Raw genomic sequence first — 13,143 nt, 5'->3', positions numbered from 1 at the left:
CCCGCCCCGCCGTGACCGCGCCGCCCCGCCGTGACCGGCCGCCGTGCCGGCGCCGCGGGCGCGGGATTCAAGGAGGGGTACGTGCCCGCAGCCGCCGGGGCGGCCGCCCGGGCCGCTCACCGCGGACGGCCGCCGTCTCCAGGGTAGGCCGCAGTGCCGCCGCCCCGCTCAGTGACGGCCACCCGGCGGGCCCCGCTCGTACGGGCGGCCCCCGGTCGCCCGCGCCCGCTGGCCGACGGCACGGCGGCGGGTGAGCATCGAACGGTCGGAGCCGACGGAACCCACCGGAAGGACGTCCCATGAAGAGCAGCTCGTTCGCCGAGATCGATGCCATGGTCCGCGACGGCAAGGTCGTCGTGTCGGCCGACGACAGCACGGTCGTGGCGGCGGTGCAGGATGCCCTGAAGGCCGGCAGATCGTTGACGTTCTACCTGTCCCCGGCGCAGGCCGCGGCGTTCAAGGCGTGGTACTGGACCCCGCAACGGGTCAAGGACCGGGGCATGGAGCCCGTATCGCGCGCGGAGCGGGAGAAGATCAGCTCGGAGCTGCGGGTCAAGGACATCGGGCCCGCGTACTCGAACCGCATCGACTGCGAGTGCGGGGCCCAGTACGGCGCCTTCGAGTTCATCGAACAGGGCGTCGCCGAGCACGGCAAGGAGTCCGTGGACGCAGTCCTGGCGCTGGAGAACACGTACGTTCTGCGGGTGAACCCAGTGACGCCCACGGTCTGCTCCGTCTGCCGCACGATCGTCATCATCGGCCACGAGTACGACATGACCGGCAGGTACGGGTGCTGCCGCTCCGAGGGCACGGTCGTCATGTGAGTCCCCGAACCGGGCCGGCGGCTCCGCACGCCAGGACGCCGACCGCGACCAGGACACCCCAGCGCTGCTTCATGCCTCGACTCCCCGGCCACGCGCCCATGGTGCTGCGCCGGCAGGCGCATCGGGATCACCGTAGGGCCTGCGGTACGACTCCCGGGGCGGTGACACTCCACTTGGCCGATGACGAGCGGCAGGACTGTCCGGTCGGGTACGGGCCTTCGGGGACGGGTCTACGGGGACGGGTCTTCGCGTACGGGTCTACGGCCTCATGGCCTGGCCGCCGATGTCGGCGGCCCCGTCGAGCAGTTCCTGCCACCACGACTGGACCTCGCGGTGGTTCATCGTGGCCCAGGCAGGGGTCTGCTCCACCTGGCCCCGGCCGAGGCGGCGGGCCAGGGCGACCATCTCCCGACCTGCCGCACCGCGCGCGGCGTGGTACCCGCCCAGCAGCTCGGCCCACGTGCCGGCCCGGCGCCAGGCGTCCTCGAACGCGGTGGCGTCCTGGAGGGCCTTGGCCACCCCGCTCGTGTTGTGCGGGCGCACCACCGTGGCCGCGTCGCCGGCGAGCAGCAGGCGCCCGGCCGTCGTACGCGCCGTCTCCAGGTCGTAGATGGGCTGGACGTAGGTGTCCGCGGGCTCCGTCATGGCGAGCACCCGCGCCCAGTGGGGCGGGAACTCCCGCTCCAGCAACGTGTGCAGGTGCGCGGTGAGTTCCTCGGTCACCCGCCCCGGCGGGAAGCTCGTCGGGTCGTCGAACGGCAGCCGGCCGCTCCGCGGAGGCATGGCGTACAGGACCCAGTTCACGCGGGGGCCGTCCGGTCCGGGGGTGGGGTAGATGACGCAGCTCCCGCCGGTGAAGCAGATGGTGGTCACCGCGTCGGAGGGCACCGCGCCCTCGCCGAGCGCGGCCGGCCCCCGGGCGTCGAGGTTGCCGCGCCAGCACACGTACCCGGCGTAGACCGGCCGGGACCCGGGGCAGACCGCCTTTCGCACCACCGAGCGGTACCCGTCGGCGCCGACGACCAGGTCGAACCGCTCGGCGGTCCCGTCGGCCAGCCGTACCTCGGCCAGCTCGCCGGTGTCGGCCACGCCCGTCACCGCCGCGCCCTGCCGGTAGACCACCGAGGCGGGTGTCGCCTCCCGCAGCCCCCGCCACAGCAGGCCCCAGTGGTACGAGTGGAAGGGGAACGGCTGCTCCCAGAACACCCGCCCGGCCGGCCCGGCCGCCGCGTCGTCCCGGACGATCCAGCGGCGCCGGGTCAGGGGGTGCGCGGCGATGCCGGCGGGCAGCGCGCCGGTGGCGGCGAGTTCGGCGGCCCGGCCGTCGTGGATGCAGAGCCCCAGGCCCCGGTCCGCCAGCCGTCCGTGGGTGCGCTCCAGCACCACCACCTCGTCGGCGCCCGCGCGGGCCGCCGCCGAGGCCAGCGCGCAACCGGCAACGCTCCCGCCGACCACCGCGACCGTACCGCCTCGCATGCCTGCTCCCTCCGCGCGAACTCCCGGAGCCCGCCACCCTACTGAGAAATCTCCGGTCGGGGTGGCGGGTTCGTCCGCGAGGGGTCGGCGAGGGGTTCGCCGGCGGGAGGATCAGTCGGACAGTGCCGCCGAGACGACGGAACGGGCCTCCTCCTGTACGCGGGCCAGGTGGTCGGGGCCGAGGAAGGACTCGGCGTAGATCTTGTAGACGTCCTCCGTGCCCGACGGGCGGGCCGCGAACCAGGCGTGCTCCGTGGTGACCTTGATGCCGCCGATGGCGGCCCCGTTGCCCGGAGCCTCCGTCAGCACCGCCGTGACCGGCTCCCCCGCCAGGGTGTCGGCGGTGACCTGTTCGGGGGAGAGCCGGCCCAGCACCGCCTTCTCCTCCCGGGTGGCCGGGGCGTCGATCCGCGCGTACGCCGGCTCGCCGAACCGGGCCGTGAGGCCGGCGTACCGCTCGCTCGGGGTCTGCCCCGTCACGGCGAGCATCTCCGAGGCCAGCAGGGCGAGGAGGATGCCGTCCTTGTCCGTGGTCCACACCGAGCCGTCGCGGCGCAGGAAGGAGGCCCCGGCCGACTCCTCGCCGCCGAAGCCGATGCTGCCCGCGGAGAGCCCGTCCACGAACCACTTGAAACCGACGGGCACCTCGACCAGTTCGCGGCCCAGGTCCGCGGCCACCCGGTCGATCATCCCCGAGGACACCAGCGTCTTGCCGACGCCCGCGTCCGCCGGCCACTGCTCGCGGTGGCTGTAGAGGTACTCGATCGCGGTGGCGAGGTAGTGGTTGGGGTTCATCAGTCCGCCGTCCGGCGTCACGATGCCGTGCCGGTCGGCGTCCGCGTCGTTGCCGGTGGCGATCTGGAACCGGCCGCGGCCCTCGATCAGCGAGGCCATCGCGTACGGGGAGGAGCAGTCCATCCGGATCTTGCCGTCCCAGTCCAGCGTCATGAACCGCCAGGTGGGGTCGGTGTACGGGTTGACGACGGTCAGATCGAGGCGGTGCTCCTCGGCGATCCGCCCCCAGTACGCCACGGAGGCCCCGCCGAGCGGGTCGGCCCCGATGCGCACGCCCGCGGCGCGTACGGCGTCCAGGTCGAGCACGGACGGCAGATCGCGCACGTACGTGCCGAGGTAGTCGTACGTACTCGTGGTCGAGGCCGCCGACGCGCGCGCGAAGGGGATCCGCCGGACCTCCTTCATGCCTCCGGTGATGATCTCGTTGGCTCGCTCCTGGATCCAGCCGGTGGCATCCGATCCGGCGGGCCCACCGTGCGGCGGGTTGTACTTGAAGCCGCCGTCCGCGGGCGGGTTGTGCGAGGGGGTGACCACCACTCCGTCGGCCAGGCCCGAGGTACGACCGCGGTTGTGGGTGAGGATCGCGTGCGAGACGGCGGGCGTGGGGGTGTAGCCGTCGGCGGCGTCGACGAGCACGGTCACGCCGCACGCGGCGAAGACCTCCAGGGCGGTCACCCGGGCGGGTTCGGACAGGGCGTGGGTGTCCGCACCGAGGAAGAGTGGGCCGTCGATGCCCTGCTGGGCCCGGTACTCGCAGATCGCCTGGCTGGTCGCGGCGATGTGGTCCTCGTTGAAGGCCGTGGCGAGGGAGGAGCCGCGGTGTCCCGAGGTGCCGAAGCTGACGCGCTGGCCGGGATCCGCGGGATCGGGGTGCAGTGCGTAGTACGCGGTCACGAGCCGGGCCACGTCGACCAGGTCCTCCGGGCGCGCCTGCTGCCCCGCTCTTTCGTTGAGCATCCGCCCATTCCTCCGTACTGGATCAAAGAGAACAACAGTGGTCATTGTGTCGCCCCCTGAACGTGCCCGCACCGCCACGTCCCCACTCGGCCCTCACCTGTGCCCCGGGTCACGCCTCCAGGGGGTCCTCCCCCACGCCGGTGAAGACGGTGGTGGCGGACAGGAGGAAGGCGTCGGGCCGGCGCAGGATGCCGTGCTGCGCCTCGGGGTCGAGCAGCACGTCGAGGGTGTCGAGGTCGTCCGCGTCGAGCATGTCGCTCGCGGCCTCCCGCAGCCGGGTCAGCTGGGTGTGCAGGAAGGCACGGGCCGTCGCGTCCAGCGGGGCCGGCAGGTCGAGGAGGTACGTGAAGCTCCCGACGCGGGACAGCCCGGCGCGGCGGAGCATCGCGGGCCAGTCCTCGACGACGGGGGTGCTGCCGGGGAGTTCGGTCCGCATGACCGAGAACCAGTGCTCGTGGACGGCGTCGAGCCGGGCTTGCAGGCCCGGCCTGCCGATCCCGATGTCACGCGGGAGGAAGCGCATCGGCAGGCCGCCCTCCGTCACGGCGAGCACCCCGCCGGGCCGCAGCACACCGGCCAGCGCGTTCAGCGCGCCCTGCTGATCGCCGAGGTGGTGGACGGTCTTGCTGCTCCAGATCAGATCCGCGGTGCCGAGGCCGTCCCCGCCGGGCCCGTCACCGCTGCCCAGGCCTTCGGGCAGTTCCGCGTGCCGTACGGTCACCCTGTCGCCGAGGCCGAGCTTCCCGGCGCGGGCCAGGGTGCGGTCCAGCAGGCCGGGCGTGGCGTCGACGGCGACGGTCTCGGCGCCGGCGAAGGCCTCGGCGAGCACGCAGGTCATCACGCCGGGTCCGCTGCCGATGTCGAGGATGCGGCGGACCTCGGCCGAGGGGCCGAGCAGCTCGCCGAGGTGGGCCGCCGTCCGGCGCAGGCCGGGGAGCTGCAGTTCGGCGCCGTTCTCCAGCTGGGTCGCCATGACGTCCCAGTCGAGGTCGGTGGAGTGGTGGCCGGAGTCGTGGCCGGGCGCGTGCGCGTGTCCGTGGCTGTGGCCGTGGCGGCCGTTGTCGTGTGCGGGGGTGGAATCGCTGCGTGGGCTCATGCCGCGGAGCCTGCCCGCCGCGGATCCGATACGACAACTCTTGTTGCTGTTTCCGGGACAGCGGGGTGGAATGCCCCCGTGGACACACCAGCCGACACACCATCCGACACGCCAGCCGGCGCACCGCCGCCCTACCAGAGCGTCCTCGACGAGGTCGGCCCCCGGCTCAAGCGGCTCCGTGCCAAGCGCGGCCTCACGCTGGCCGCGCTCTCCGAGACGACCGGCATCTCCAAGAGCACGCTGTCCCGGCTGGAGTCCGGGCAGCGCCGCCCCAGCCTGGAGCTGCTGCTGCCGCTGGCCGGCGCGTACCGCGTGCCGCTGGACGACCTGGTGGGGGCGCCCGAGGTGGGCGACCCCCGGGTCCGACTGACCCCCCATGAGCTGCCGAGCGGCGGTACGTTCGTCCCGCTGTCCCGGACTCCGGGTCCCCTTCAGGCGTACAAGATGATCATCACGGACCGGGGCTCCGAGCCGGATCTGCGTACCCACGAGGGCTACGAGTGGATGTACGTGCTGCAGGGCCGGCTGCGGCTGGTGCTCCCGGAGCACGATCTGGTCCTCGGCCCCGGCGAGGTCGCGGAGTTCGACACGCGGCTGCCCCACTGGTTCAGCAGCGCGGATGGCCGGCCCGTCGAGGTGCTCAGTCTCTTCGGCAGGCAGGGCGAACGCATGCACGTCCGCGCGAAGCCCACTCCGAGAACCACTCCGAAACCCGATCCGAAACCCGATCCGAAGCCCGCTCCGAAGCCCGCCCGACAGTCCGGCGCCGACCGGCCGGTGTGAGGCGTCGCGGGTCAGGCCGGCAGGTTGAGGAGCATCAGCGGGCGGGTGGTGGGCCGGGCGGACCCGCCGGCGGGTTCGAGGGTGAGTCCCACCCCGGAGGCGCCCTGGATGCCGCCCTGCATGAGGGTGGCCCCGTCCTGCGTGAGCAACCCGGCGGGGCGCATGGTGCCGTGGTCCTCGAACCAGAGCTGGTACGTCCGGTCCGCGCCCGGGTCGGGAAGCCCCGCGCCGATGAAGACCGCCCTGTTCTGCAGCTTGGAGCTGACCACGGAGGTGGTGGCGCCGGTGGTGGTGCGACCTCGTACCGTACGGGCGTCGGCGGCGGCCACGACGGCGGTGACGTCCTGGAGGCGGCGTTCGGTGGCCTGGGCCTGCTGCCGGGCCTCCTCGGCGAGCTGGTTCTGCCGGACGGTGACGCCGCCGAGCACGGCCACGCCGGCGATGCTCGCGGCGATGGCCAGCGTGATGGCCTTGCGGCGCAGGATGGCGGTGAACGTCATCGGCCTGCCCGTGGCCGGGAGCAGCGGGGGCAGTTGACGGATCGACTCGATGCCGTACAGGACCGCTTCCTTCATGCGCGGAGGCGGCGGCTGGGTGACGGCCCCGGCCAGGCGGGCGGCGGTGGCGGAGAATTCGGCCACTTCCTGCCGGCAGGACGGACAGTCGGCGAGGTGTGCGGTGAACACCCCGTCTTCCGCCGGTGTGAGTGCGTGGAGGGCGTACGCGCCGGTGAGGGTGTGCAGTTCCCCGTCGTGCTTCATGTGGTCACCCCCATGCAGTCGCGCAGCCGGATGAGTCCGTCGCGCATGCGTGTCTTGATCGTGGGCAGTGGAGTGCGCAGGGTCTCTGCGACCTCACGGTAGGTCAGGCCCTGGTAGTAGGCCAGGGTGACGGCCTGGCGCTGGATCTCGGTCAGGCCGCGCATGCAGCGCCGTACCTGTTCGCTCTCCAGTCGGGTCTCGACCTGTTCCGCCACCTCGTCGAACGGGCGCGCCTGTTGGCGGGCGGCCTGGTCGTGTTCGCGGTTGATCGCGGCCTGGGCGGAGCGGACCCGGTCGACGGCCCGCCGGTGGGCGAGGGTGGCGGCCCAGCTGAGCACGCTGCCCTGTTCGGGGCGGTAGCGGGCGGCTTGCCGCCACAGGTCGATCATCACTTCCTGTGTCACCTCCTCGGACTGGGCGCGGTCGCGTACGACCCGGACGACCAGTCCGAACACGGTCCCGGACAGCGCGTCGTAAAGGGCGGAGAAGGCGTCCTTGTCGCCGCGGGCCACCCGGGACATCAGGTCTTCGAGCCGGGGAGCCGCGGTGTCGGGGACACCGAAGGGCAGCGGTTGCCCGGTGGTGGCGGATGGTCCGCCGGGGTCCGTCCGTCGCATGACAGTCCTTTCCTGTTGAAAGGACCGGCCCTTCCACTCAGAGGGCCGACCGCTCCGGATGCTGCCAGGTTCGCGTTCTTGACCGGTCTTCGGAGCGGACATCTGTGCGGATTGGTCAACCAGGTCGCCAATTCCCGATCAATGTGCAACCTCTCGCTCAGCTGCTGATTCCGCTTTCGGCAACTGCCACCAATCCGCGGGCGCTTCGGCCGCGAAGCAAGGGGAAACGCCGTCCCGGACGGCGGCGTGGCGACCGGTGGGGAGTGACGGACTGTGCGTACCCAGAGTGTGGCCGTGATCGGCGGCGGCGTGGCGGGACTGACCGCGGCCTACGTCCTGCAAAAGGCGTGCGACGTCACGCTGTACGAGGCGGACCCCCGGCTGGGGGGCCACGCCCACACCCACGAACTGCCGGCCCCGGGCGGCGGAACGGCGCGGGTGGACTCGGGGTTCATCGTCCACAACGAGCGCACCTACCCCCTGCTGATCCGGCTCTTCCGCGAACTCGGAGTGGCCACGCAGGACTCCGAGATGAGCATGTCGGTACGGTGCGACGGCTGCGGGCTGGAGTACGCCGGTGCCCGCGGGCCCGCGGGCCTGTTCACCGGGCGGGCCGCCCTGAGCGGCCGGTACCTGCGGCTGCTGGCGGAGGTACCGCTCTTCCACCGCCGCGCCCGCGCCCTGCTGGCCGGGGACGGCCCCCCGCAGCAGCTCACCCTGCGCGCCTTTCTCGCCGACGGCGGTTTCTCCCCGTACTTCGTCGGTCACTTCATCACACCGCTGGTGTCTGCCGTGTGGTCCTGTCCCGCCGAGACCGCGCTGGAGTACCCGGCCGCGTACCTGTTCCGCTTCCTCGACCACCACGGGCTGCTGTCCGTAACCGGTTCCCCGCAGTGGAAGACCGTCACCGGCGGCAGCGCGGCCTACGTGGAGAAGGCCGCCAAGGAGATCAGCAACATCCGGACCGCCACCCCGGTCAACCGGGTGGACCGGATACCGAGCGGCGTCCTGGTGGGCACCGAGCACGGCACCACCGAGGCCTACGACGCGGTCGTCATCGCCACGCACCCCGATCAGGCACTGCGCCTGCTGGCCGATCCCACCCGGGACGAGCAGCGGATCCTCGGGGCCTTCCGGTACGAGGCGAACCCGACGGTGCTGCACACCGACACCGGCCTGCTGCCCCGCTCGCCCAGAGCCCGGGCCTCCTGGAACTACCACCTCGACGACTGCCTCCCGGGGGCGGACGGGGTCCGGGTCAGCTACGACATGACGCGCCTCCAGCGGCTGCCGGGCGCCACCCGGTACGTCGTCACCCTGAACGCGGGCGGGCGGATCGACCCCGAGCGCGTCCTGGCCCGTATGGACTACGCGCACCCGGTCTACACGCCCGAGTCGGTGGCCGCCCAGCGGGCGCTGCCCCGCCTGAACACGCGGGTCACCGCGTTCGCCGGGGCGTACCACGGATGGGGCTTCCACGAGGACGGCTGCCGTTCGGGCGTACGGGCGGCCGCGGCGCTGGGGGTCCGCTGGTGAGCGGGGTCGAGGCGCCCACGGTGGCGCAGCGGGCGGGCCGGACGGTCCTGGCGGAGCCGAAGATCCCGGTGGCACCGGCGGACCCGGAGGCCGCGGCGGTCCCGACACCCCCCGCCCTGCCCGCCGTCGCCGTGCCGGCCCTGTACGACTGCGTCGTCTCCCACGTGCGGACGGCCCCCGTACGGCACTCCTTCCGGCACCGCACGTACATGTGGCTCGTGGACCTGGACGCACTGCCCCGCCTCCCGTGGCCGCTGCGCCCGCTGGCCCGCTTCGACGCCCGGGACCACTTCGCCGCCGCGCCGACCATCCGGGCCGGCCTCGACGCGTACCTGGCCTCCCGCGACGTACACCTCGACGGCGGGCGGGTCCTGATGCTGGCCCACGCCCGGGTCCTGGGGTACGTGTTCAACCCGCTGACGCTGTACTGGTGCCACGACCGCGCCGGAGCCCTGGTCTGTGTCGTGGGCGAGGTCCACAACACGTATGGACAGCGCCACTGTTACCTGCTGCGGACCGACGACGCCGGACGGGCCGGGGCGGCGAAGGAGCTGTACGTCTCGCCGTTCTTCCCCGTCGACGGCCACTACCGCATGCGACTGCCGGAGCCGCGGGAGCGGCTGGAGATCGCCGTCCAGCTCGAACGCGCCGGGCAGCGGGCCTTCACCGCGACCCTGCACGGCCGGCACCGCCCCGCCACCTCCCTCGCCCTGCTGCGCGCGGTCGCCAGGCGGCCGTGGTCCACGGCCGCCGTCTGGGCCGGGATCCGCCGACAGGCTGTCCGCCTGCTGCTCCGCGGGCTGCCCGTGCAGCCCCGACCCGACCGCGCGCCCCAGGAAGGCATCCTCTCGTGACCCTTTCGCTCCCCCGCACCGCCGACGGACACACGAAGCGGCACGCCGCAGCCGTCGACTTCGATGCCGATCCCCGCGCCCACGCGTGGCCGGATGTAGCGCGGCCTCCTGCGGCCCCCTTCGGGCACGCGGCCGTCGCCCGCCGGCTGGTCCGGCGTGCCGTGACCGCGCTGCCCCTGCGCTGCCGCTTCGGCGCCGAACCGCCCCGCGGCATCGGTCCTTCGCTGACCGTCCACGACCCGGACGCCTTCTTCCGGCGGATCGGGGCGCAGGGCCTGATCGGCTTCGGCGAGTCCTACATGGCGGGCGAATGGGACAGCGACGACCTGACCGGCCTGCTGACGGTCCTCGCCGTGCACGTGGACGACCTCGTCCCCGCCCCGCTGCGCAGGCTGCGCGGAGCGTGGGTGCAGCGCCGGCCCGAGGCGCAGCTGAACTCCCGGGCCGGGGCCCGGGAGAACGTCCACCGCCACTACGACCTGTCGAACGAGCTGTTCGCGCTCTTCCTCGACGAGACCCTGTCGTACTCCTCCGCCGTGTTCACCTCCTTCCCCGCGCGCCGCGGGAGCCTGCCGGCCGCGCAGCACCGGAAGATCGACCGGCTGCTGGACCTCGCCTGCGTCGGCCCGGGCAAGCGCGTGCTGGAGATCGGGACCGGCTGGGGTGAGCTCGCGCTGCGCGCGGCCGACCGGGGGGCGCAGGTGACGACGGTGACCCTCTCCGCGGAGCAGCAGCACCTCGCCCGCCGCCGGATCGCCGCAGCGGGGCTCGCCGACCGGGTGGACGTGGAACTGCGGGACTACCGTGACCTGGAAGGGCGGTACGACGCGGTGGTGAGCGTGGAGATGATCGAGGCGGTCGGCAGGGACTTCTGGCCGACGTACTTCGGCGCCCTGCGCGATGCGGTGGCTCCCGGCGGACGGATCGCGCTCCAGTCCATCACCATGGGGCACGAGCGGATGCTGGGGACCGCCCGTACGCACACCTGGATCAGCAAGTACGTCTTCCCCGGCGGCCTGATCCCCTCCCGCGAGGCCATCGAGGCGCACGCGGCCGGTGCGGGGCTGCGGATCGTCTCCGACCAGGGGTACGGCGACCACTACGCGCAGACCCTGTGCCTGTGGCGGGAGCGCTTCGCGGAGCGGGCCGAGGCCGTGGCGGCGCTCGGCTTCGACGCGACGTTCCGGCGGATGTGGGAGTTCTACCTGGCCTACTCGGAAGCCGGGTTCCGGGCCCGCTACCTCGACGTCCGGCAACTGCTGCTGACGGAGGACGTCTCGCTGGGTGCGGGGCGGTGAACGCCGCCTCGTGGGAGGCCCTCGGGAGCAACCTGGCCGCGACCGCCGGCGCGGCCGCCGCCGTCCTGCTCCTGGCCTTCGCGGTCGGTACGGCCCGGCGCCTGCACCGGACGGCGGACATCGCCTGGGGCCTCGCGTTCGCCGCGGTCGCGGTGGTCTCGTACGTCCTGTCGGCCGGTTACGGGGACGGCGGCCGGCGGCTCCTGGTCGCCACGGCCACGGTCGTCTGGGGGTTACGGCTGGCCGTCCACCTCGCCTGGCGCGGCCGCGGGCACGGCGAGGACCCGCGCTACGCGGAGCTCCTGGCCCGGGGGCGGGGGAATCCGCAGGTGCGCGCCCTGCTCACGGTGTACCTGCTCCAGGCGGGCCTGGTCTGGCTGGTCTCCCTGCCCGTCCAGACCGCGTCGTACGTGGACTCCCCCGTCGGCGTGCCCGACGCACTCGGAGCGGCGCTGTGGGCAGCGGGTCTGGGCTTCGAGGCCGTGGGGGATTTCCAGCTCGCGCGGTTCAAGGCCGATCCGGCGCACCGGGCCGCGGTCATGGACCGGGGTCTGTGGGCGTGGACCCGCCATCCGAACTACTTCGGGGACTCCTTGGTCTGGTGGGGGCTCTACCTGCCGGCATGCGGGACCTGGCGGGCCGCGCTGCTGTGCCTGGTGTCCCCGCTGGTCATGACGCTGCTGCTGACGGTGGGGAGCGGCAAGCGGCTGCTGGAGGCCCGGATGGCGGACCGGCCCGGTTTCGCGGACTACACCGCCCGTACCAGCGGGTTCTTCCCGCTGCCGCCGCGGGGAGGCCGGGCGTGAGGGGGCCGACGGGTGCGCTGGTGCTGCACCGGGTGCCGCAGGACCCTACGGCCGCGGTGCTCCTGCTGCACGGGGGGCGGGCGGAGGGGCTCGACGCGCCGCCGCGGGCGAACCTGCCGGGGCTGCGGATGCGTCCGTTCGCGCGGGCGATCGCGGGCGCGGGGGCGGCGCGGGGCGTGGTGGTGGCGGAGGTCCGCTACGAGCACCGGGGCTGGAACGGCCACCGCGCGGATCCGGTCCACGACGTGTGGCAGGCGCTGCGCGAGCTGTGCTGTGTGGCCGGGCCCCTGCCGGTGGTGCTGGTCGGGCATTCCATGGGCGGACGCGCCGCGTTGCGGGCCGCCGCCGATCCGCTGGTCCGCGCGGTGGTGGGGCTCGCGCCGTGGTGCCCGCCGGGTGAGCCGGTCCTGCACCTCGGGGACACGGCCGTGGTGCTCCTGCACGACGAGGCCGACCGCGTCACCGACGCGCAGGGGTCGTGGGACTACGTACGGCGGGCCCGGGCCCGGGGCGCCCGGGCGGCGGGCATCGCCATGCCGCACGGCGGGCACGCGATGCTCCGCCGGGCCGCCGCCTGGCACCGGGTCACGACGGACACGACGCTGGGCCTGCTCGGCCTGGCCCCGCTCCCGGAATCCCTGTTCACGGACCATGTCCCTGCCGCGCCGGTCCCGTCAGCGGCCCGGTGAAACCGTGGTCGCCGGTGGACGCCGGTCCAAGTCGTCGACCTGCCGCCCCAGGGGCGCGAAGGCGAGGAGGAACAACAGCCCCGCCAGCGGCAGCAGGTCCAGGCTGACACCCGTGGCAACGATGCCGGCGACCACCGCGCCGGGCCGCCAGGCCGCGGCCCGGCGCAGCGCCGCCAGCTGGGTCAGGAGCAGCAGCAGGCCGACGTAGAACAGGAGTGGACCGACGGTGTAGACGGCGGGCTCCACGCCGGCGTGGCTCTTGACGCGCCGGAAGAGCTCGCGCATCGCCTCGCGGTCCTCGCTGAGGAACCCGGCGACGAGGTCGATGACCACCTGCGCGAGGACGGCGGCCACGCCGATCAGTGCGGTCACCGCCCCGGCTCCGGCGAGTCCCCGACCGGCCCGGCCCCGGCCCTCAGTGGCCATCCGCCGCATCCCCAGCACGACGGGGACGAAGCACAACACGGCTGCCAGGAAGAAGAGATGGCCCGAGGACCAGGCCATCCCGGGGCCGTGCTCCTCGTCGGTCAGCCGGATGAGCCCGTAGGCCGTCATGCAGAGCGGACCGGCGCTGAACGCCGCACGCTGCCATGGTGAGTTCGACATGGTTCGATCATGGCCACGCCGGACCGGCCCGTCCTCGGGGAACGC

13 protein-coding genes are annotated in these 13,143 nt (G+C 73.5%); 7 read left to right on the top strand and 6 right to left on the bottom strand.

The window, feature by feature from the left end; all coding sequences use genetic code 11:
- Window positions 1–299 precede the first annotated feature (299 nt).
- Window positions 300–824: a hypothetical protein gene (locus ACIQU4_RS08510; protein WP_403727353.1), complete on the top strand. Its 525-nt coding sequence runs from the start codon at window positions 300–302 to the stop codon at window positions 822–824.
- Between the two features lie 258 nt (window positions 825–1,082).
- Here ACIQU4_RS08510 and ACIQU4_RS08505 read toward each other — a convergent pair whose 3' ends face one another.
- The 3 genes from ACIQU4_RS08505 to ACIQU4_RS08495 all read right to left on the bottom strand — a co-directional run bounded on the left by ACIQU4_RS08505 (window position 1,083) and on the right by ACIQU4_RS08495 (window position 5,148).
- Window positions 1,083–2,300 (bottom strand): FAD-dependent monooxygenase, encoded by a 1,218-nt coding sequence (locus tag ACIQU4_RS08505; protein ID WP_403727352.1) that lies wholly within the window; start codon window positions 2,298–2,300, stop codon window positions 1,083–1,085.
- A gap of 111 nt (window positions 2,301–2,411) precedes the next feature.
- Window positions 2,412–4,052: a phosphoglucomutase (alpha-D-glucose-1,6-bisphosphate-dependent) gene (pgm, locus tag ACIQU4_RS08500; protein ID WP_403727351.1), complete on the bottom strand. Its 1,641-nt coding sequence runs from the start codon at window positions 4,050–4,052 to the stop codon at window positions 2,412–2,414.
- A gap of 109 nt (window positions 4,053–4,161) precedes the next feature.
- Window positions 4,162–5,148, bottom strand: a complete 987-nt coding sequence (locus tag ACIQU4_RS08495) for a class I SAM-dependent methyltransferase (protein WP_403727349.1) — start codon at window positions 5,146–5,148, stop codon at window positions 4,162–4,164.
- 78 nt (window positions 5,149–5,226) lie between these two features.
- Between ACIQU4_RS08495 and ACIQU4_RS08490 the strand changes: the two genes are divergently transcribed.
- Window positions 5,227–5,931 carry a helix-turn-helix domain-containing protein gene (locus ACIQU4_RS08490; RefSeq protein WP_403727347.1) on the top strand — a complete coding sequence of 235 codons (705 nt, stop codon included), beginning with the start codon at window positions 5,227–5,229 and terminating at the stop codon, window positions 5,929–5,931.
- A gap of 11 nt (window positions 5,932–5,942) precedes the next feature.
- Here the strand turns inward: ACIQU4_RS08490 and ACIQU4_RS08485 are convergent, their stop codons facing one another.
- Both ACIQU4_RS08485 and sigK read right to left on the bottom strand, forming a co-directional pair.
- Window positions 5,943–6,692 carry an anti-sigma factor domain-containing protein gene (locus ACIQU4_RS08485; RefSeq protein ID WP_403727345.1) on the bottom strand — a complete coding sequence of 250 codons (750 nt, stop codon included), beginning with the start codon at window positions 6,690–6,692 and terminating at the stop codon, window positions 5,943–5,945.
- Window positions 6,689–7,213: an ECF RNA polymerase sigma factor SigK gene (gene sigK, locus ACIQU4_RS08480; RefSeq protein WP_403727744.1), complete on the bottom strand. Its 525-nt coding sequence runs from the start codon at window positions 7,211–7,213 to the stop codon at window positions 6,689–6,691. Before sigK ends, ACIQU4_RS08485 begins: the two co-directional genes overlap by 4 nt.
- 369 nt (window positions 7,214–7,582) lie before the next feature.
- On the opposite strand from sigK, the gene ACIQU4_RS08475 reads away from it, so the two are divergent.
- The 5 genes from ACIQU4_RS08475 to ACIQU4_RS08455 all read left to right on the top strand — a co-directional run bounded on the left by ACIQU4_RS08475 (window position 7,583) and on the right by ACIQU4_RS08455 (window position 12,492).
- Window positions 7,583–8,845: an NAD(P)/FAD-dependent oxidoreductase gene (locus ACIQU4_RS08475; RefSeq protein ID WP_403727343.1), complete on the top strand. Its 1,263-nt coding sequence runs from the start codon at window positions 7,583–7,585 to the stop codon at window positions 8,843–8,845.
- A 116-nt stretch (window positions 8,846–8,961) separates the two neighbouring features.
- Complete coding sequence (locus ACIQU4_RS08470; RefSeq protein ID WP_403727742.1) at window positions 8,962–9,699, top strand: DUF1365 domain-containing protein; 738 nt, start codon at window positions 8,962–8,964, stop codon at window positions 9,697–9,699.
- Entirely contained in the window at window positions 9,696–10,997 is a 1,302-nt protein-coding gene (locus ACIQU4_RS08465) for a class I SAM-dependent methyltransferase (protein WP_403727341.1), read from the top strand. The genes ACIQU4_RS08470 and ACIQU4_RS08465 overlap by 4 nt, the downstream gene beginning before the upstream one ends.
- Window positions 10,994–11,803 carry a DUF1295 domain-containing protein gene (locus ACIQU4_RS08460; RefSeq protein WP_403727339.1) on the top strand — a complete coding sequence of 270 codons (810 nt, stop codon included), beginning with the start codon at window positions 10,994–10,996 and terminating at the stop codon, window positions 11,801–11,803. Before ACIQU4_RS08465 ends, ACIQU4_RS08460 begins: the two co-directional genes overlap by 4 nt.
- Window positions 11,800–12,492: an alpha/beta fold hydrolase gene (locus ACIQU4_RS08455; RefSeq protein ID WP_403727338.1), complete on the top strand. Its 693-nt coding sequence runs from the start codon at window positions 11,800–11,802 to the stop codon at window positions 12,490–12,492. Before ACIQU4_RS08460 ends, ACIQU4_RS08455 begins: the two co-directional genes overlap by 4 nt.
- On the opposite strand, the gene ACIQU4_RS08450 is transcribed toward ACIQU4_RS08455, so the two are convergent.
- Window positions 12,478–13,098, bottom strand: coding sequence for a hypothetical protein (locus ACIQU4_RS08450; RefSeq protein ID WP_403727336.1), 621 nt, complete (start codon window positions 13,096–13,098; stop codon window positions 12,478–12,480). The genes ACIQU4_RS08455 and ACIQU4_RS08450 overlap by 15 nt on opposite strands.
- Between the last annotated feature and the right edge of the window lie 45 nt (window positions 13,099–13,143).

It is taken from the genome of Streptomyces sp. NPDC090741 (assembly GCF_044769045.1).
GTDB lineage: Bacteria > Actinomycetota > Actinomycetes > Streptomycetales > Streptomycetaceae > Streptomyces.
The sequence above is the reverse complement of the archived record's forward strand: the minus strand, read 5'-3'. Positions and strand labels throughout refer to the sequence as shown.